We start from the raw sequence: 17315 nt of genomic DNA, 5'->3' as shown, positions 1-17315 counted from the left end.
TCATTTCACCGTGATGCGCGGGTCGATCAGCGTGTAGACGATGTCGACAATGAGATTGATCACCACGAAGATCACCGCCACCAGCATCAGGTAGACAACGATTACCGGGCGATCCGCACGGTAGATGGAATCGATCAGGAGTTTGCCGAGACCCGGCCAGGCAAAAATGGTCTCCGTGATGGTGGCAAAGGCAATCAGATCGCCCAGCTGAATCCCGAATATCGTCACCACCGGGATCAAGGCATTGCGCAGACCGTGGCCATAGAGAACACCACGCCGGGAGACACCCTTGGCCCTTGCGAATTTCATGTAGTCCTGACGTGTCACTTCCATCATGCCGGCGCGAGTGATGCGCAACAGCATTGCCATGGTCGCAAGAGACAGCGTCAGAGACGGTAAGATCACATGGCTCCACCCATCGGCAGTCAGAATGGACCATTGCACACCAAGGAACGCTTCAGTGTCACCGCGCCCGGAAGACGGGAAAATCCGCCACTTTACCGCAAACAGGAAGATCAGCATCATGCCGACCCAGAAGCTCGGCAAGGAAATCCCGAGCAGCGACCCAGACATGATCGATCGGCTAGAAAACCGGCCCGGATTCGCCCCGGCATAAACCCCCAGAGGGATTGCGACAAGCGCCGACATCGCCATGGCAACGAGCACCAATTCGAGGGTCGCGGGTAAGCGTTCCAGGATCAGGTCGAGAGCCGGTTCGCGAAATACGTAGGAGCGGCCAAAGTCTCCCTGGAGCATGTTCTGCACAAAAATAAGATACTGTTCCGGCAGCGAGCGATCGAGCCCGAGAATGCGGCGGGCCTGTTCGATCTCGGCATCGGTCGCGTCAATAGGCACAACCATGAACACCGGATCACCGGTGAAACTCATCATCAAAAACACGATGATAGACACGGCCCAGAGCACTATCAGCATCTGAATGAGCCGCTTGATGATATAGCCCAGCACGTTGGCGGACCTCCCCAATTCCCCTCAAGAAGATGCGGGATGCAACAAGCACCCCGCAGCTGCGTTTTATTGGGCAACATCCATGTCGTAGGCCCACAGGAATTTGTCCGTGCGCGGGGTGAACTCGACCCCGTCGCGCGCACCGTAAATGTCTTGTTCGTAGTGAACCGGGATCATCGGGATTTCGCGCATGAGGATCTTGGTAGCCTGTTGAAGATGCGCGTCCCGCTCTTCAACCTTGGCCGTGCTGTCTGCCTTGTCGATCAGAGCATCCACTTCTGCATTGGAGTAGCTGCCGCGATTGACCTGACCATAGCCCTCGCGCTTGTCCCGGCTGTAGAAAAGCGCGCCGTACATGGAGCCCGCATCTCCGGAAGGTACGTCCCAGCCGGACATGATGAAGCTGGAATTTTCAGTTGGAACGCGGATGTAGCCCCAGAAGTTGGACTTCGGCATCACATTGAGCTCAACATTGACACCGATTTTGGCAAGCATGCCCGCAAGTGCCTGGGCGATCTGAGCGTCGTTGACATAACGGTTGTTGGTTGCGTCCAGTGTCAGGGTAAAGCCATCAACACCAGCATCGGCCATCAATGCTTTCGCTTTTTCAAGGTCATAGGGGTATATTTCGCGGAAGTTCAGGCCATCGACAAACCCCACATGACTGGATGGAACATACTGTTCGGAAGGCGTGGACAGGCCGCCCATGATCGCACGTTGCAAGGCGGTGACATCGATAGCACGGGCCATGGCCTCACGAACCCGGCGATCTGTCATCGGGTTTTCACCGTCAATGGTCGGGCTGTTTTCCCGCATGTCGAGCGCAAGGACGAGGTTCAGGAGAGAGGGACGCGTGACCACCTCAAAACCGTCTTCGCCCTTGACGCGCTCAACATCGCGGACGGCGAGGTCCTGAACAATATCGACTTCACCGGTCAGCAGAGCCGCAGTCCGGGTCGCCGGATTGGTTATCGGGCGGAACGTTACATTCTCGATCTCAGCTTCACCCATGTAGTAATCGTCAAAGGCCTCGAGCTCGACCTTGTCCTCACGGACCCAATCTACGAGTTTGTAAGGCCCGGTTCCCATCGGGTTCTGTTCAAGACCATCATTGCCGACCTTGTTCACATGGTCTTCGGACAGGATCAAAATCGCCGCAAGATCATTGGGCAGCGCCGCATAAGGCGCAGGCGTCTTGATCTCGACCGTGCGATCGTCAATCGCCTTAAAGCTCTCGATATTAGCCGCAAGATTAACCATCAAAGATTCCTTGAGGCGATTAAGTGTGTAGACGACATCAGAGGCTTTCAGCCCGTCGCCATCATGGAACTTGACGCCGCTGCGCAACTTGAAATGCCAGGTCGTGTCGTCAATCAGCTCCCAGCTTTCGGCCAGGCCGGGCTCAAAGGTCAAATCCGGCGTGCGACGGACGAGTGGGTCGTAAATATGATAAAACATGATGTTGGAGGACAGCTCCTCCCCGGCCTGCGGATCCATGTGCGTCGCATCCGAGGTCAAGCCAATTGTCAGGCTCTTTTCGGCCGAGGCCGCCCCAACTGTAAGAGCCGCTAGACACACGGACGCCGCCAACGCCCGAAGCGCAGTATTAATTGTAGACATATCTTTGTCCCCTTTGGGTTCTGGTAGGGTGACAGGCGTTGACCGCCCTTCTGGTTATGCAGCCGCCCTTTTGAGGACGGACTGAATCTCAATCTGATAGCCTTCCGGATCATCAAAAACGAACGCTCGGATCCCGAGCTCGGCGCTGTCGCGCGACTCAGTCAACGCTGCAACCTTTTGGGCCCGCACCCAATCATGCCAAGCATCAACATCGGGAACCCGGAGGCAGATCTGCACCGGCTTGTCGACGCTTGCCCGCTTGGCACCGCGTGATTGATCGACCAGACCAACATGCGCTGCGCCGGCCAGTTGATAAATCTTTGACCAGCCTTGATCGATGGCAAGCCTTGCGCCCAGCACACGCTCATAGAACTCCTGAGCGCGCGGCACATCATGGAAATACAAGAACGTGATTTGAAGCTCCGGCGCGGCCGGCATCTCAAGGGTAATCGACATGAAAAATCCTCTCGAACACCATTGGTATACCAATGGAACTCCAGGTGTCAATGCAGCAAAAACCCGCGCAAGAGACTTGCGCGGGTTAATAGATAGGTTTGACTAAAATTTAGTCAGGAGAGCCGATGAATGTGTGCCAGGATCGCTTCGCGGGCATTTTCGATATGCCGACGCATGGCAGCTTCAGCCGCATCCGGGTCGCGGGCAAGAATCGCGTCTATGATTTCAAGGTGCTCACGGGCTCCAGGCTCAAAACGCGACGGGATTTCCCCTTGATCGAAAATGCGCGTCTTGAGTTTAAGGCCCTGTATCATTTCGGCGAGCAGTTTAGATCCGGCGGTTTTGGCAATATGCATGTGTAAATTAAAATCAAAATCGGCATGAGTGACGGCGTCCGGCCGATCATTTACAAGGAATTTCTCGATCGTAGCCTTGAAGTTCAGCCAATCCTCGGGGGCCGAGTTGACGCTGGCAGCTTGCCGCGCCGCCTCGCATTCCAACAAACGCCGCACGTGCAATATCTCGACGATTTCCGAGACTGAAATCCGGGAAACTGTCGGCGTTCCCCGCGCGCTCCGAGTGACAAGACCTTCCGTGATCAATCGGGTTATCGCTTCCCGAAGTGGTGTACGCGACACACCGAGACGCTCCGCAAAGGCGCGCTCTTGCAAAGGCGTACCAGCCGCGAGATCACCACAAAGGATCATCTTGCGAAGCCGTTCCAAGGTATGCTCTGTTAAATTTGGCTCTGCTGCCTGCTGTAACGGCATGAGTTTCCTACACCTAAATAGCGCCTTTTACAGGTCGTGTTTGCATCTTTGGTATACCAAGCGTATTCTGATTTTGCAAAGAGGAGCGATGCATGACCCCACCCGTTTACGACACAGTGATCCGCAATGGCGTTCTTGGAGATCCACTAGGGCACGCCGAGGGCGATATTGCCATTGTGAATGGGCGCATTGCAGCAACCGGCCTCAACTTACCCAAAGGAAACACGGAAATCGACGCCCGGGGGCGCATTGTCCTGCCTGGCGGCGTGGATACCCACTGCCATATCGAACAAATGTCCGGAGCCGGCGTGATGAATGCCGACACGTTCGAAACAGCAACCCGGTCGGCACTCCATGGCGGCACAACAACTACAGTGTCCTTTGCCGCGCAACACCCGGGCATGCGCATTCGCGATGTCCTGGTAGACTACAGCAAACTTGCCGCTGCTGGCGCGATGACGGATTACGCCTTTCATATGATTGTTGCGGACACGTCCGGCGACAATGTTGATGATCTGAAAACAGCCATCGCTGATGGGCATCGGTCTATCAAGATCTTCACCACCTATGACAAGGTCCGCCTTCAGGATAGCGAAATCCTGACCACTTTGCGCACGGCAAGGGATGCGGGCGCGCTGGTGTGTGTGCATGCGGAAAACGACGCCATGATCCGCGATGCCACAGCCACCCTTCTGGCGGAGGGCAAAACCGCGCCGCGATACCACGCCCAGTCCCACCCGCGACTAGCGGAGATCGAGGCGATCGAGCGCATGTGCCGGTTTTCGGAATTCACCGGCGCGCGGGTGATGATTTTCCACATCTCAACAAAAGAAGGTGTCGAAGTCGTCCGCAAGGCAAAAGCACGCGGCGCCAAAATTCACGCCGAAACCTGCACGCATTACCTCTTTCAAACGGAAGAGATTCTTGATCGACCGGACAGCGCAAAATTCCTCTGCAGCCCGCCGCAAAGACAGAAGGAAGATCAGGACGCCCTGTGGGCCGCACTTGGCCAAGACCTCGAGCTCGTGACCTCAGATCACGCTCCTTACCGGATGGATGAAAGTGGAAAGTTCCGGCACGGGCCGGATGCACCTTTCCCCAAGATCGCAAACGGCCAGCCAGGATTAGAGCTTCGTTTGCCTCTCTTGTTCGACGCCATGGTCTCAAACGACCGTGGTGGCTTGGCCAGGTATGTCGAACTCACTGCGGCAGCGCCCGCGAGAGTCTTCGGTCTCAAAACTAAAGGCTCGTTTGGCATCGGCAAAGACGCAGATCTTGTTATTTGGGATCCGGAACGGACACACAAACTCCCCGACGCGCTGCATGACAACGTTGGCTACAACCCCTTTGCCGGCGAAGTCCTCAAGGGTTATCCGGAGACAGTCTTAAGACGTGGCGAAACAGTCGTGCAGAACGGTGCGATTCTATCTTCACCTGGCAGCGGCCGGCATCTGGATATGGCTTCCCAAGATTGACGACAGAGAGAATGGCAGGCCTGGCGACACGGATCTGCACTTAGCCAATATCAAATCCCGCACAACAGGCCGTATTAACGACATGCTGGCGCATTGCGGCACGCGACGCTTCGGCATCTCCGGATCCGAGCGCCTCGACGATTGCCCTATGTTCTGACAAGGACGCGCGCATTCGGGCCGGATCAGTAATAGGGATCGGCTGACGCTGCGTTTCGGTGACAAGTTCGCGAACTTGATCATAAAGCCGGGCAATCATTCGATTTTGACACTTGCGGGCGATGAGATCGTGAAATTCGAGATCGGCATCCACATTGCTCAAGAAATCACGGTCCGACCAGGCTTGTTCCATTCTATTGGTGAGATCCAAAAGGTGTTTCAAGTCATCGCCTGAGAGGTGGCCGGCGGCATAGCCCGCCACCTCGCCTTCCAAGACCAGCCTGGTTTCAAAAACCTCTCGAAGGGAATGCTTGCCGGAAAACTTCCACTCGGACATGGCTCTGCTAGCACCGGCCCCGACAACAAAGGTGCCACGGCCAGCTTCAGTTTTGATCAATCCGATCGTTTCAAGCGTAAGCAAGGCTTCCCGCAACGACGCGCGGCTGATGCCGAATTTTTCCGACAATTCCCGCTGAGATGGAATCTTCTCTCCGCTTTTTAAATCTCCGCTCAGGATCATTTCCTGAAGCTTGCGGGCAATGCTCTGCGGAACGGGCGTACGTGTAAACATAAGTGCTTTCGTTTTGTCTCTGACCGGACTTTAGCGGTTTCCAAGCCGTCTTTGTCGTCTTTTAGCTGCCCATTGCGCATTCAGCATCATTTTTGGGCTTGCGTTGAAAGGGATCGACTTGTTTATTGGTCTAACTGGTCAGACCAGTTAGACCAATAAACACCTTCCAGGGGAAATCAAATGTCATTTCACTCTTTGTTTAAGGCCGCTGCAGTTGCCGGGCTTGCCGCAGTCGCATCCATCACCACCGCGTCCGCAGCAGATCTGACCGTTGGCGCAAACATTGGAAACGTGCCGTGGGAATTTCAGGACGAAACCGGAAAAACGGTTGGTTTTGAAGTCGATCTCGCGACAGAGGTCGCTAATCGGCTCGGCAAGACAATTGCATTTGAAAACATTCCCTTTAACGGGCTTTTCTCAGCTGTTCAGTCCGGACGGATCGACATGGCGGTTTCGTCGATCACCATCACCAAGAAACGTTTGGAATCAGTCTCTTTCGCACAGCCTTACTACGATAGCGATCAATCGCTGACCGTAGCGGCAAGCAGTGGTCTCAAGTCTGTCGACGACATGAACGGCAAGGTTATCGGTGTCGACACAGGGTCCACCGGAGATATCTGGGCGACGGAAAACTCGGACAAATACGGATTTGGCGAAATTCGCCGTTATGAGGGCCTTGCACCCGCAATGCTGGACCTGACCGCAGGCCGAATTGACGGCTACGTCAGCGATATTCCGGCCCTGCTCTACTACACTAAGGACAAACCTAACCTCGCCGTTGTGGAGCGGATCACCACCGGTGAACAGTATTCCATGATGTTCGCAAAGGACGCAGAGCTCGCAACCCAGGTCAATGACGTTTTGACCGAGCTCAAAAAAGAAAACTTCATCTCCGGCCTTCATGAGAAGTGGTTTGGCGCCCAGCCTGAAGAAACCACGTCGACTGTCTCAATCCTGGAAATGCCGAAACTCTAAGCGCTTCGAAGATGGGCGGCGCGAGACGGGCCGCCCAAACCTGACATCAAGTGTTCTTGAATCTTATCTCGGAAAACTCATGGATCTCTTCGAGACGTTCTTTAATGTTCCCGTGCTCGTTCGAACATTTCCGCTTCTCATAAGCGGCCTCATCGTGACACTTCAAATTGGAATAACCAGCATTGTATCCGGCCTGGTTCTCGGTTTGGGCCTGGCTCTTGTGCGCATGTATGCACCCGCAGCACTGCGTCTGCCGGTCATGATCTACATCGACATCTTTCGGTCCATCCCGCTACTGGTGCTTCTGATCATTGTTTATTACGCCTTGCCGTTCATCGGGATCCGCTTGTCGCCGTTCCTGTCTGCCGTCGTCGCACTGACCCTTGTCTCCGGCGCATACACTGCAGAAATCTTCAGGGCTGGGATTCAGGCCATTCCAAAGGGCCAATTCGAAGCCTCGCGGGCGCTTGGTCTTTCTTACAAGGACATGATGGTTGACGTCGTTTTGCCTCAAGCAATCAAGATTGTCATTCCTCCGCTGACCAACAATTGCATCAACGTGATGAAAGATACAGCGTTGGCATCCGTGGTCGCCATGCCGGATCTTTTGAAACAAGCCACCCAAGCACAGGCACTTGCGGCAAATCCTACGCCATTGATCGGCGCAGCTATCATTTACTTGGCGTTCTTGTGGCCGCTTGTCGCCCTCGTGTCGCGCTTTGAAAACCGGCTCAATCAGAGGGGCGCCTGATGCGAAACATCATCGAAATTGAGAACGTTGCGAAGTTCTATGGCGATTTCGCTGCGCTGACCGACATCGACCTGAACATCACCGAGGGCGAGGTTGTCTGTGTTATCGGCCCCTCGGGTTCGGGCAAGTCTACACTAATTCGCTGCATCAACCTTTTGGAGACCTATGCGGAGGGCGGCACGATACGCGTGGATGGAATACCGGTCCAGCCAGGTCCAAACCTTGACCAGGTCCGGGCGGAAGTCGGCATGGTCTTCCAGTCCTTCAATCTTTTCCCGCATATGAGTGTCTTGAAAAACGTCATGCTGGCGCCGATGCGGGTCCGCAAGTCCTCGTCCAAGAACGCAGAAGCCAAGGCATTGGACCTTCTCAAGCGTGTCGGGATTTCCGAGCAGGCAGACAAGTTCCCCGGTCAATTGTCCGGTGGCCAGCAGCAGCGTGTGGCGATTGCCCGCGCGCTCGCCATGGAGCCGCGGGTTTTGCTGTTTGATGAACCAACCTCTGCCCTGGACCCGGAAATGGTCGGTGAAGTGCTGGATGTCATGCGCACCTTGGCAGGCACCGGTGTCACCATGATTGTGGTGACACATGAAATGGGATTTGCCCGCCAGGTCGCGGACCGGGTGATTTTCATGAACGGTGGCCAGATTGTTGAAGCGGGAACACCTGAACAGATTTTTGACGCCCCAAAAGAAGAAAGGACGCGCGACTTTCTGAGCGCAGTCTTGAACCACTGATAGAAGCAGCCTCATGCTGGAGCCACAGATGCATACCAACCAACCACTGGACATTGCCTGGGTGCGGGAACAGTTTCCCGCGCTACGTTCGGATTGGGTCTTTTTTGACAACGCCGGCGGATCGCAGATCCTGAAACCGGCGGTCGACCGGATAAACGAGTTCCTATTTCAAAAAAACGTCCAAATTGGTGGGAGTTACGAGCGATCCCAAGCCGCTGCGGCTGCACTTATGGATGCCCGCAAAGCCGGACAGTTGCTCGTCAACGCCGCACACCCGGAAGAAATCGTCTTCGGCCATTCCACCACTGTTTTGGTGCAAAACCTTGCCGAAGCCATGCGCCGGCAACTCGCCCCAGGAGACGAGGTGATTGTCACCAACGTAGATCACGAATCCAATATCGGCCCATGGCGCCGGCTGGAGGAGTTTGGCGTTGTCATCAAGGTTTGGGAAGTCGATCCAGTCAGCCTCACGCTTCGTCTGGAAGACCTTGAAAAACTAATGGGGCCCCGCACCCGTCTCGTTGCGGTTCATCATGTTTCAAACATATTGGGCGAAATCAATCCGGTGCGCGAAATCGCTGATTTCGTTCATGAGCGGGAAGCTAGGCTCTGTGTCGACGCCGTCGCCTATGCGCCGCACCGGGCTATAGATGTGCAGGCATTTGATGCCGACTACTACATCTTCAGCCTCTACAAGACTTACGGCCCCCATACCGCGGTGATGTATGGCAAATACGATCTCCTGTTGGAGCTCGACACGCTCTACCACTACTTTTATGGCAAAGAGAAAGTTCCTGGCAAACTCGAGGCCGGCAACCCAAATTATGAGCTTGCCTACTCGCTGACCGGCATCGTTTCCTATCTGCAGGAACTGGGCGAAAAATGCGATGCACGTGAAAACAGCACGCCGCGAGCGAAGATAGAAGCCGCGATGGCGGCCGTGGCAGCCCACGAAGACGTACTCACAGAAAGGCTCCTGAACTGGGCGCGCGGCCGGTCAGAGATAAAGATTATCGGGCAAGAGACCATTGATCGCGGCACTCGCATCCCGACAATTGCATTTACGGTTGAAGGTTGGTCTTCCGAGGCCATTTGCCGGGAAATAGACCACGCGAAGGTTGCGATCCGGCATGGCGATTTTCATTCCCGGCGCCTGATCGAAGAGCTTGACCTTTCAAAATCCGGCGGAGTCGTTCGTGTCTCCATGGTCCATTACAACACGCTTGACGAAATTGATCGGCTGACGGATGCCCTCGACGCTGTTTTAAACGCAGGAGCGACAACTCCGGCTGATCAGAAGGTGTCAGCATGAAAGAATTCACGTTCGACACGATCGTCCGGGGTGGCACTATCGTTACGGCTGCTGACACGTATAAAGCCGATATCGGGATCAACGGTGGGGTGATCGCGGCCATCGGGGCGGATTTGCCAAGAAGTGAAACCGAGATCGATGCCACCGGGCTATTGGTCATGCCTGGGGGGATCGACAGTCACGTCCATATCTCCCAACCGTCCGGCGACGGCATCGTCATGGCCGACGACTTTGAGAGCGGAACCAGATCTGCCTTGCTCGGCGGCAACACCACTGTCATGCCGTTTTGCTTGCAAGAGAAAGGTATTTCGCTCCGGCAAGCCCTCAGCTCCTATCACGACTTGGCCGATGGCAACTGTTATACGGACGTCAGCTTTCACATCATCGTCTCCGACCCGACCCCTCAGGTTCTGGGTCAGGAGATGCCGGCACTTGCCGAAGAAGGCTATACATCCATCAAGGTCTTCATGACCTATGAGGGGCTCCGGTTGAGAGATGATGAAATCCTGACAACCCTTGATGCAGCCAAACGGTCCGGCCAGATCGTTCTTGTTCATTGTGAAAACGAAGATGCAATCCGATACCTGATTGGCAGGCGTGAGGCCGACGGGCATACGGCACCTTATCATCATGCCACCTCCAGGCCGATTGCGGCCGAGCGTGAAGCCACCCATCGCGCCCTCTCCCTCGCGGAAATCGTCGATGTGCCCATCGTCATCGTTCATGTCTCGAACCAGCAAGCCATGGAGGAAATCTCAAGGGCACGGACACGCGGCCAGAAAATCGCCGGTGAGACTTGCCCGCAATATCTGGTGCTGACGGCCGATGATCTCGACCTGGACGACTTTGAGGGCGCAAAATACGTTTGTTCCCCACCCCCGCGTGACAAACAGAGTCAGGAGGCGTGCTGGACCGGTCTGGAAACCGGTGTGTTCGATCTGTTTTCGTCCGATCACTGCCCCTTCCGGTTCGATGACCCGGCAGGCAAGATGAATGAAAATGGACAACAGTCATTCCGCTGGATCCCGAACGGTATTCCAGGTGTAGCAACGCGGCTCCCGATCCTGTTTTCCGAAGGCGTAAAATCGGGCCGGATTGATCTCAACCGGTTCGTTGCACTGACGTCGACCAACCACGCAAAACTCTACGGGATGTATCCGCAAAAGGGCACGATTGCGATTGGATCGGACGCCGACCTAACCCTCTGGGATCCAGACCTGAAACGCATCATAACGAATGACGACCTTAAACATGGTGCGGATTATACACCCTATGAAGGTATGGAGATCACCGGCTGGCCGGTACGTAGCCTTTTGCGTGGCAAACTCGCAATGGAGAAGGGCAAGCTTATGATGGACAAGGGATACGGTAAGTATCTTTCGCGCGGTCGTGGCCAGCTGTGAAAAATGCGCCCATCCTTAGGATGTTTTGATAAGTCTCAAACCGCATGACCTTGCCTCATATCATTTGGCGGACAAGCCGTTAGATTATGAAGGACTACATCGGTTGTTTCGGTAGGGAGAAGGAAATTGGAAAAACGCAAACTTGGCGTCAACGGCCCGGAGATAGGTGCAATCGGGTTTGGCGCTATGTCTTTCTCCGACATGTACGGCCCAACGAACGAGACAGAGAGCCACGCAGTCCTCGATGCCTGCCGTGATCTCGGTGTTACCCACTTGGACACGGCAAATGTCTATGGGATGGGGAAGTCAGAAAACGCCATCGGCACCTATCTGAAAGCCAATCCGGGCGCACGGCGCGAATTCATCATCGCAACAAAAGCCAGCATCACCCGCGACCCGGACGGCAACCGAAGTTTTGACAATTCGGCAGAACACCTGGAAGCCGAACTGGATAAGTCGTTGAAACGTCTCGGCGTGGAGTGTGTGGACCTCTTTTATGCCCATCGCCGGGATCCACGTTTCACACCGGAAGAAACCGCAGCGAACCTTGGCCGGCTGGTCAAAAAGGGCAAGGCCCGTGCGATTGGCCTGTCAGAAGTGGCCCCTTCTACTCTCCGGCGCGCAATGAAAGCTTTTCCGATAACCGCCGTGCAATCGGAGTATTCCTTATCGACACGATTTCCTGATCTTGGACTGGTTCAAGCTTGTGCTGAACTCGGAGTGGCCCTGGTGGCCTTTTCACCTGTCGGGCGCTCGCTGCTAACTGATCATCCAATCCCTCGGGAGCGCATCCCGAGCCTGCCCTTCCTTGCAGACAATCCACGTTTCATGGAACCGAATCTGACCGAGAACCTGAATATATTGGAGGGGTTCCGGAACCTCGCGGCAGAAATGGGCACAACAGCTGCAGGGCTTGCAAATGCTTGGCTGCTGTCCCGTGGTCCACATGTGATCCCGATCCCAGGCACACGGTCGGTGAACCACTTGCGCGAGTGCATTTCCGGAGCATCCCTGAGCCTTAAAGAAGCGGATCTTGATCGTTTGGAGACCGTTCTACCTGTCGGTTGGGCTCATGGTGACCGGTATTCAGACGCACAATGGATTGGCCCAGAACGATATTGCTGAAATGAGCGAGACATTGGCAACGCGCTTGACTAACGCAAAAGCAAGCACATAGGCAGCTCATACTGCCGAGCGCTGTGCTTGCATACGCGAGCCATTACTGGGCTCGACACGCTTGTACAATCCGTTTGGCATAAAACCCGAGTGTGTGATACTCGCTTGCCAAACAACATTAGGACTGCAGTAGTGAGCGAACTGACCGTAGCAGAAGCAATAAACCGCGTTTATGAATCCCTGCAAGCCGACAACGAAGACATCGATATACATATTGAGGCTCTCAAGTCGGCGATGAAGAATGAAGGTTTGAAAGAAGCCATCATAGATCCGACGCAGCTCGTTCAGAACAACCGTTCCGGCCGAAAGCTTTTACAGGCGTATTTCCGCCAGCGTGGTGTGAAAGTGAAATTCGCGTCGCTTTGACGCCAAGCCGCGCCAAGTCTGCCAACAACCAGGTTACCTATAAAGGTACGACGCTCTCATTAGCCAACTGTTTGACAGTTTATTGGCGCCGTCACCTGAAAAAACATCCAGGATCAAAGGCGGGTTCAGACATCATGACCCAAACCCTGTTTTTCCGGCAGCAATTTTGCGAGTGAAGCGACATACTTATCAACACTGTCACGCTCCGGATCGTACCATTCAAGCGACCAATTGAGCGCCCCTAACAGAGTATAGCGCATATGGCGTACCTCAATTTCATCTGCCGAACCGCCCAGGTAGGCACCGATGATAATGGTCCAGTCCTGATCATATCCCCTGCGCACGGCGGTCAACTCGGCGCGGACCTTTTCCGGGACGAAGGGATAACAACGGATGTGCGCTGATGAAAAATCGATCGCCGACAGCAGGGTTTCAAGGTGGACACGCATCGCCGTGACAAGGCGGTCGCGCGGTGAGGCATCAGGCTGATGCTGCAAAGCATCGCGTACGGCCCGCTGAACCACCTCAACACCAAGACGCATAACCTCTGTTGCGAGGGCATCCTTTGACGGAAAATGATAATAAAGGCTCCCGGCTTTCATGCCCGCTTCTGCTGCCAAGTCCCGCAATGACATGTCCGCATAACCATTCTGGCGCATCTTGCGTGCGGCAATGGCCAGGATCTCCTGACGCGCTATTGCAGCTTTCGTTCTTGGGCGCTGTTGCGGAGTTCCGGTCACTTGTTTCTGTCCGGCTGGCAGGAAACACATACCTTCCCGAAAACTTCACCTGACTCAAGAGCGCCAAAGGCCAATAGCGCATCATCAAAATCAAACAGCTTGCCGATGACCGGTCTGATCCGATGAAACTGCAATACCTTGCAAAGAGACCGGAAAGTTTCCTGTGAACCGACGGAGACAGCATGCAAGGTAATGCGACGCGATAGCAGCAACGGCAGAAAGAGCTCGGCGACATTTCCTGTCACATTACCGATCAACAGAACTGTGCCGCCTGTCTTCACAGATTTAACCGATGTATTCAGTGTGGTCGCGCCTCCAAGTTCCAGAACACGGTCAACTCCCCTACCTTCTGTCATCTCCTGCACAAGGTGGTGCCAATTGGAGACCTTGGAGCGGTCGATAACATCATCTGCCCCAAGTTCACGCAACTGCTTCGCCTTCGCAGGTGTTGAGGTGGTCATGATCACCCGTGCGCCCATGGCCTTTGCAAGTTGCAGTGCCATCAGTGCAACGCCTCCCGTTCCCTGAACAAGGACCGTTTCCCCAGACCGCAGCGACGTGGGCTCATTTAATGCGCTCCAAGCAGTCACGCCTGCGCAGGGCAACGCGGTAGCTTCGGCATCACTGAGATATTCTGGGATCCGCACCAATGTCTCCGCTGCAAACACCCGGTGTGTTGCCAATACACCGTCAAGCGGGCCACCAAGCCGACCTTTATCAAGATTGGCAGGTGGAGCCCCACCGTACCAGTGCTGATAAAATGCCGGACAAACACGGTCGCCCACAGCAAAGTCCGCAACCTGTCGACCGGTAGCAATAATTTTGCCCACCCCGTCGGATAAAGGAACAAGTGGCGGAGCGACGGTGCGGCCGTGCCCACCTTGCATCACGACCAGATCCCGGTAATTCAGAGACGCCGCATGCATTTCAAGCAACACGTCCCGCGGGCCGACTTCAGGCATCACCTCGTCGGTCTTCACCAGATTGTCGAGGCCAAAACCCTCTTTAAAACTCCAGCTTTGCATCAATCACATCCGCTTCGCGACTTCTTCCAGCATCACTTCAGTGGCTCCTCCGCCAATGGCCTGAACCCGAGCATCGCGCGCCATGCGCTCTATTGTACTTTCCCGCATGAAACCCATGCCGCCATGGAATTGAACACAGGCGTACATGACTTCATTCACCAACTCTCCACAATAGGATTTGATCATGGACACCTCCCGCACCAGGCTTTCGCCCATGGCGGACCGTGCCGCTGTCGCATAAATCATGTGCCGTCCAGCCTCAACTTTGGAGGCCAATTCGGCCAGACGGGTCCGGATCATTTGTTTTGCCCAAAGCGGTTCTCCAAATGCCTTGCGGTCTTTCGTGTATTGCACCGTCAGTTCCAAGGCGGCCTGCGCTTCCCCCATGGCCATGGCGCCAAGAACCAACCGCTCGTTCTGGAAATTCTTCATGATCTCGTAAAACCCGCGCCCCTCCTGCCCAAGCACGTTTTCTTGAGGCACCCGGACATCAACGAAAGAAAGCTCGGCGGTGTCCGAGCTGTTCCAGCCGTGTTTCTTGAGTGAGCGCGACACAGAAAAGCCTTCCATGCCCTTTTCGACGATAAACATGGTCACGCTCTGGCTTGGAGCCCCCTGCGGATCCGTTTTGGCAGCAATGCAGAAGACATCGCCATGCACTCCGTTTGTGATGAATGTCTTCGCACCATTCAAAACGTAGTGGTCTCCTTCACGTCGGGCATTCGTTCGTATGCCTTTTACGTCCGACCCCGCATCAGGCTCGGTAATTCCCACCGCTGTAATGATTTCACCGGAAATCACACGGGGGAGGTATTTCTGTTTCTGCGCATCAGTGCCGGCATTGAAAATATGTACGGACGCCATATCCGTATGCACAAGCGCTGTAATTGCTACTCCGGCATAAGTGCAACGCCCAAGCTCCTCGGCCAGGACTACGGTTGCGCGTTCGTCCATGTCTGAACCGCCGAACTGGTGCGGATAGGTGACGCCAAAAAAACCCAAGGCACCCATTTTTCTGAGCAACTCTCGCGGTGTGGCACCTTCCTCCTCCCACACATCTGCATGAGGCTTGATTTCCTCTTCAACAAAGCGCCGCACTTGGGCGCGGAGCATGTGATGCTCTTCATCAAAGAAGAAACTGCTGGATGTGGTGGCATCAAATCCGGGTGTGGTCACCTTGGCTGCTCCTTTGTTTGTTGACAGAATTTCTAACGGTCGTTAGGTAGAAAATCAATCTCGAAAATTGAAACGAGGAAGTCGGCGATGGCTGCGATCACGGATTTGGTCGATGAATTGCGGAAAAAACTCCGAGGCGCGTCTCAAGGGGGCGGAGAGAAGTTTCGCGCCCGCCATGCCGAACGCGGGAAATTGTTTGTACGGGAGCGCATCGAAATGATCGTCGATCCCCAAACAGCGTTCTTGGAATTGTCCCCCCTGGCAGCACATGGACTCTATGGTGGTGAGGTGCCCAGCGCCGGGATCGTCACAGGTATCGGCATGATCCATGATCGTCCTTGCATGCTCATCGCCAATGATGCGACCACCAAGGGTGGATCCTTCTTTGCCGAAACAGTGCGCAAGCATTCACGTGCTCAGGAGATTGCTGAACAGCACCGGCTGCCCTGCATCTACCTGGTGGATTGTGGCGGAGCCTTTCTACCTGAGCAGGACCGTGTTTTTCCCGATAAGGATCATTTCGGTGGCGGTTTCTGGCGTCAGTGCCAAATGTCAGCTGCTGGTATCCCGCAAATCTCGGTGGTTTTCGGCGGCTGCACAGCGGGCGGTGCCTATATTCCCGCCCTGTCAGATCAGGTCATTATGGTCAAAGGGACCGGCCGAATTCACCTGGGTGGCCCTCCGATCGTTAAAGCAGCCATCAATGAGATTGTTGACGGCGAAACATTAGGCGGTGCCGAGATGCACACACAGGTTTCCGGTGTCAGCGATCATATTGCGCCGGATGAGGAATCTGCACTTCAAAAACTGCGTGAGATCATTGCCAACCTGGGTGACAACCGCAAGGTCTCATCTCCCAAGCAAGTCGGCAAACCTCCATTGGCCCTGCATGGTGAAACCCAGGATCATGCGCCTGTAGATCTAAAACATCCGATCGACATGCGGGCGTTGATCAAGACTCTGGTGGACGGCTCAGAATTCTCAGAGTTCAAGCCTGATTACGGCAAAAGCCTGATCACGGGTTTTGCCCAAATTCACGGTTACCCAGTGGGCATCCTGGCAAATGACGGCGCGCTGTTTTCTGAATGCTCGGTCAAGGGTGCACATTTCATAGAACTCTGTGACCAGCGTCAGATCCCGCTGGTTTTTCTACAAAACATTACCGGTTTCATGGTCGGAACCGAAGCTGAACGCGGAGGCATTGCCAAGCATTCGGCCAAACTGGTCTATGCCGTATCGAATGCACGGGTTCCGAAATACACCATACTGGTTGGAGGATCCTATGGTGCCGGAAATTACGGCATGTGCGGCCGGGGATTCCGGCCTCGTTTTCTGTTCTCCTGGCCGAACGCACGCATCGCGACAATGAGCCCCGATGTCGCGGCAACAGTCGTAACCGACCTGCGCCGTGCCAGCATCAAATCGCCTGCAACCGAAGAGGAAATCCAGGAGCTGGACTCCCGCACCCGCGCCCAGTTCGAAGAACAGTCCGACCCTTATTATGCGACCGCCAGGCTGTGGGATGACGGCATCATCGAACCCAACCAGACCCGCGATGTTCTGGGTCTCTGCATTGCCTTGGCGGCGGGGGAAGAACAGGACACCGGTCCGCGCCCGGTCTACAGAATGTGAGGACGGGA

Annotated in this window: 17 protein-coding genes; 9 read left to right on the top strand and 8 right to left on the bottom strand. The window is 54.9% G+C overall.

What is annotated here, in order from left to right:
- The 4 genes from ACOOFE_RS05265 to ACOOFE_RS05250 all read right to left on the bottom strand — a co-directional run bounded on the left by ACOOFE_RS05265 (position 1) and on the right by ACOOFE_RS05250 (position 3812).
- Positions 1–966 (bottom strand): ABC transporter permease, encoded by a 966-nt coding sequence (locus tag ACOOFE_RS05265; RefSeq protein ID WP_395173000.1) that lies wholly within the window; start codon positions 964–966, stop codon positions 1–3.
- 66 nt (positions 967–1032) lie between these two features.
- Positions 1033–2586, bottom strand: coding sequence for an ABC transporter substrate-binding protein (locus tag ACOOFE_RS05260; protein WP_420413986.1), 1554 nt, complete (start codon positions 2584–2586; stop codon positions 1033–1035).
- 54 nt (positions 2587–2640) lie between these two features.
- The gene (locus ACOOFE_RS05255) at positions 2641–3042 is read right to left on the bottom strand and encodes a VOC family protein (protein WP_420413985.1); all 402 of its coding nucleotides are present in this window, start codon (positions 3040–3042) and stop codon (positions 2641–2643) included.
- Between the two features lie 113 nt (positions 3043–3155).
- Positions 3156–3812, bottom strand: a complete 657-nt coding sequence (locus ACOOFE_RS05250; protein WP_420413984.1) for a GntR family transcriptional regulator — start codon at positions 3810–3812, stop codon at positions 3156–3158.
- Positions 3813–3904: 92 nt separating this feature from the next.
- Between ACOOFE_RS05250 and hydA (ACOOFE_RS05245) the strand changes: the two genes are divergently transcribed.
- Positions 3905–5287, top strand: coding sequence for a dihydropyrimidinase (hydA, locus tag ACOOFE_RS05245; protein WP_420413983.1), 1383 nt, complete (start codon positions 3905–3907; stop codon positions 5285–5287).
- A gap of 40 nt (positions 5288–5327) precedes the next feature.
- Here hydA (ACOOFE_RS05245) and ACOOFE_RS05240 read toward each other — a convergent pair whose 3' ends face one another.
- Entirely contained in the window at positions 5328–6014 is a 687-nt protein-coding gene (locus ACOOFE_RS05240; RefSeq protein ID WP_420413982.1) for a FadR/GntR family transcriptional regulator, read from the bottom strand.
- Between the two features lie 180 nt (positions 6015–6194).
- Between ACOOFE_RS05240 and ACOOFE_RS05235 the strand changes: the two genes are divergently transcribed.
- The 7 genes from ACOOFE_RS05235 to ACOOFE_RS05205 all read left to right on the top strand — a co-directional run bounded on the left by ACOOFE_RS05235 (position 6195) and on the right by ACOOFE_RS05205 (position 12734).
- A complete protein-coding gene (locus tag ACOOFE_RS05235) occupies positions 6195–6989 on the top strand; it encodes an ABC transporter substrate-binding protein (RefSeq protein WP_420413981.1) in 795 nt (264 codons plus the stop codon).
- Positions 6990–7068: 79 nt separating this feature from the next.
- Positions 7069–7740, top strand: coding sequence for an amino acid ABC transporter permease (locus tag ACOOFE_RS05230; RefSeq protein WP_420413980.1), 672 nt, complete (start codon positions 7069–7071; stop codon positions 7738–7740).
- Entirely contained in the window at positions 7740–8477 is a 738-nt protein-coding gene (locus ACOOFE_RS05225; protein ID WP_420413979.1) for an amino acid ABC transporter ATP-binding protein, read from the top strand. Before ACOOFE_RS05230 ends, ACOOFE_RS05225 begins: the two co-directional genes overlap by 1 nt.
- A 28-nt stretch (positions 8478–8505) precedes the next feature.
- Complete coding sequence (locus ACOOFE_RS05220; RefSeq protein WP_420413978.1) at positions 8506–9789, top strand: cysteine desulfurase-like protein; 1284 nt, start codon at positions 8506–8508, stop codon at positions 9787–9789.
- Positions 9786–11192, top strand: coding sequence for a dihydropyrimidinase (gene hydA, locus ACOOFE_RS05215; protein ID WP_420413977.1), 1407 nt, complete (start codon positions 9786–9788; stop codon positions 11190–11192). Before ACOOFE_RS05220 ends, hydA (ACOOFE_RS05215) begins: the two co-directional genes overlap by 4 nt.
- Before the next feature lie 126 nt (positions 11193–11318).
- Entirely contained in the window at positions 11319–12317 is a 999-nt protein-coding gene (locus ACOOFE_RS05210; RefSeq protein ID WP_420413976.1) for an aldo/keto reductase, read from the top strand.
- 183 nt (positions 12318–12500) lie between these two features.
- Entirely contained in the window at positions 12501–12734 is a 234-nt protein-coding gene (locus ACOOFE_RS05205; protein WP_420413975.1) for a hypothetical protein, read from the top strand.
- Between the two features lie 125 nt (positions 12735–12859).
- Here the strand turns inward: ACOOFE_RS05205 and ACOOFE_RS05200 are convergent, their stop codons facing one another.
- From ACOOFE_RS05200 to ACOOFE_RS05190, 3 genes are read right to left on the bottom strand one after another with little or no spacing between them, the layout of a single operon-like run.
- Positions 12860–13474, bottom strand: coding sequence for a TetR/AcrR family transcriptional regulator (locus tag ACOOFE_RS05200; protein WP_420413974.1), 615 nt, complete (start codon positions 13472–13474; stop codon positions 12860–12862).
- Positions 13471–14499: a zinc-dependent alcohol dehydrogenase family protein gene (locus ACOOFE_RS05195; protein ID WP_420413973.1), complete on the bottom strand. Its 1029-nt coding sequence runs from the start codon at positions 14497–14499 to the stop codon at positions 13471–13473. Before ACOOFE_RS05195 ends, ACOOFE_RS05200 begins: the two co-directional genes overlap by 4 nt.
- A gap of 3 nt (positions 14500–14502) precedes the next feature.
- Complete coding sequence (locus tag ACOOFE_RS05190) at positions 14503–15675, bottom strand: acyl-CoA dehydrogenase family protein (protein ID WP_420413972.1); 1173 nt, start codon at positions 15673–15675, stop codon at positions 14503–14505.
- Between the two features lie 87 nt (positions 15676–15762).
- Here ACOOFE_RS05190 and ACOOFE_RS05185 point away from each other — a divergent pair, with 87 nt between their 5' ends.
- Positions 15763–17307, top strand: a complete 1545-nt coding sequence (locus ACOOFE_RS05185) for an acyl-CoA carboxylase subunit beta (RefSeq protein ID WP_420413971.1) — start codon at positions 15763–15765, stop codon at positions 17305–17307.
- Positions 17308–17315: the final 8 nt, after the last annotated feature.

It is taken from the genome of Roseibium sp., from assembly GCF_965216085.1.
In the GTDB taxonomy this organism is placed as follows: domain Bacteria; phylum Pseudomonadota; class Alphaproteobacteria; order Rhizobiales; family Stappiaceae; genus Roseibium.
Note: the sequence above shows the minus strand (reverse complement) of the source record. Positions and strands in the feature narration are given on the sequence as shown.

Coding starts and splice junctions, on each gene's coding strand:
- ACOOFE_RS05240 (WP_420413982.1), bottom strand. CDS start 6,014: ATGTTTACACGTACGCCCGTTCCGCAGAGCATTGCCCGCAAGCTTCAG.
- ACOOFE_RS05250 (WP_420413984.1), bottom strand. CDS start 3,812: ATGCCGTTACAGCAGGCAGCAGAGCCAAATTTAACAGAGCATACCTTG.
- hydA (WP_420413983.1), top strand. CDS start 3,905: ATGACCCCACCCGTTTACGACACAGTGATCCGCAATGGCGTTCTTGGA.
- ACOOFE_RS05230 (WP_420413980.1), top strand. CDS start 7,069: ATGGATCTCTTCGAGACGTTCTTTAATGTTCCCGTGCTCGTTCGAACA.
- ACOOFE_RS05260 (WP_420413986.1), bottom strand. CDS start 2,586: ATGTCTACAATTAATACTGCGCTTCGGGCGTTGGCGGCGTCCGTGTGT.
- ACOOFE_RS05220 (WP_420413978.1), top strand. CDS start 8,506: ATGCATACCAACCAACCACTGGACATTGCCTGGGTGCGGGAACAGTTT.
- ACOOFE_RS05195 (WP_420413973.1), bottom strand. CDS start 14,499: ATGCAAAGCTGGAGTTTTAAAGAGGGTTTTGGCCTCGACAATCTGGTG.
- hydA (WP_420413977.1), top strand. CDS start 9,786: ATGAAAGAATTCACGTTCGACACGATCGTCCGGGGTGGCACTATCGTT.
- ACOOFE_RS05185 (WP_420413971.1), top strand. CDS start 15,763: ATGGCTGCGATCACGGATTTGGTCGATGAATTGCGGAAAAAACTCCGA.
- ACOOFE_RS05225 (WP_420413979.1), top strand. CDS start 7,740: ATGCGAAACATCATCGAAATTGAGAACGTTGCGAAGTTCTATGGCGAT.
- ACOOFE_RS05255 (WP_420413985.1), bottom strand. CDS start 3,042: ATGTCGATTACCCTTGAGATGCCGGCCGCGCCGGAGCTTCAAATCACG.
- ACOOFE_RS05235 (WP_420413981.1), top strand. CDS start 6,195: ATGTCATTTCACTCTTTGTTTAAGGCCGCTGCAGTTGCCGGGCTTGCC.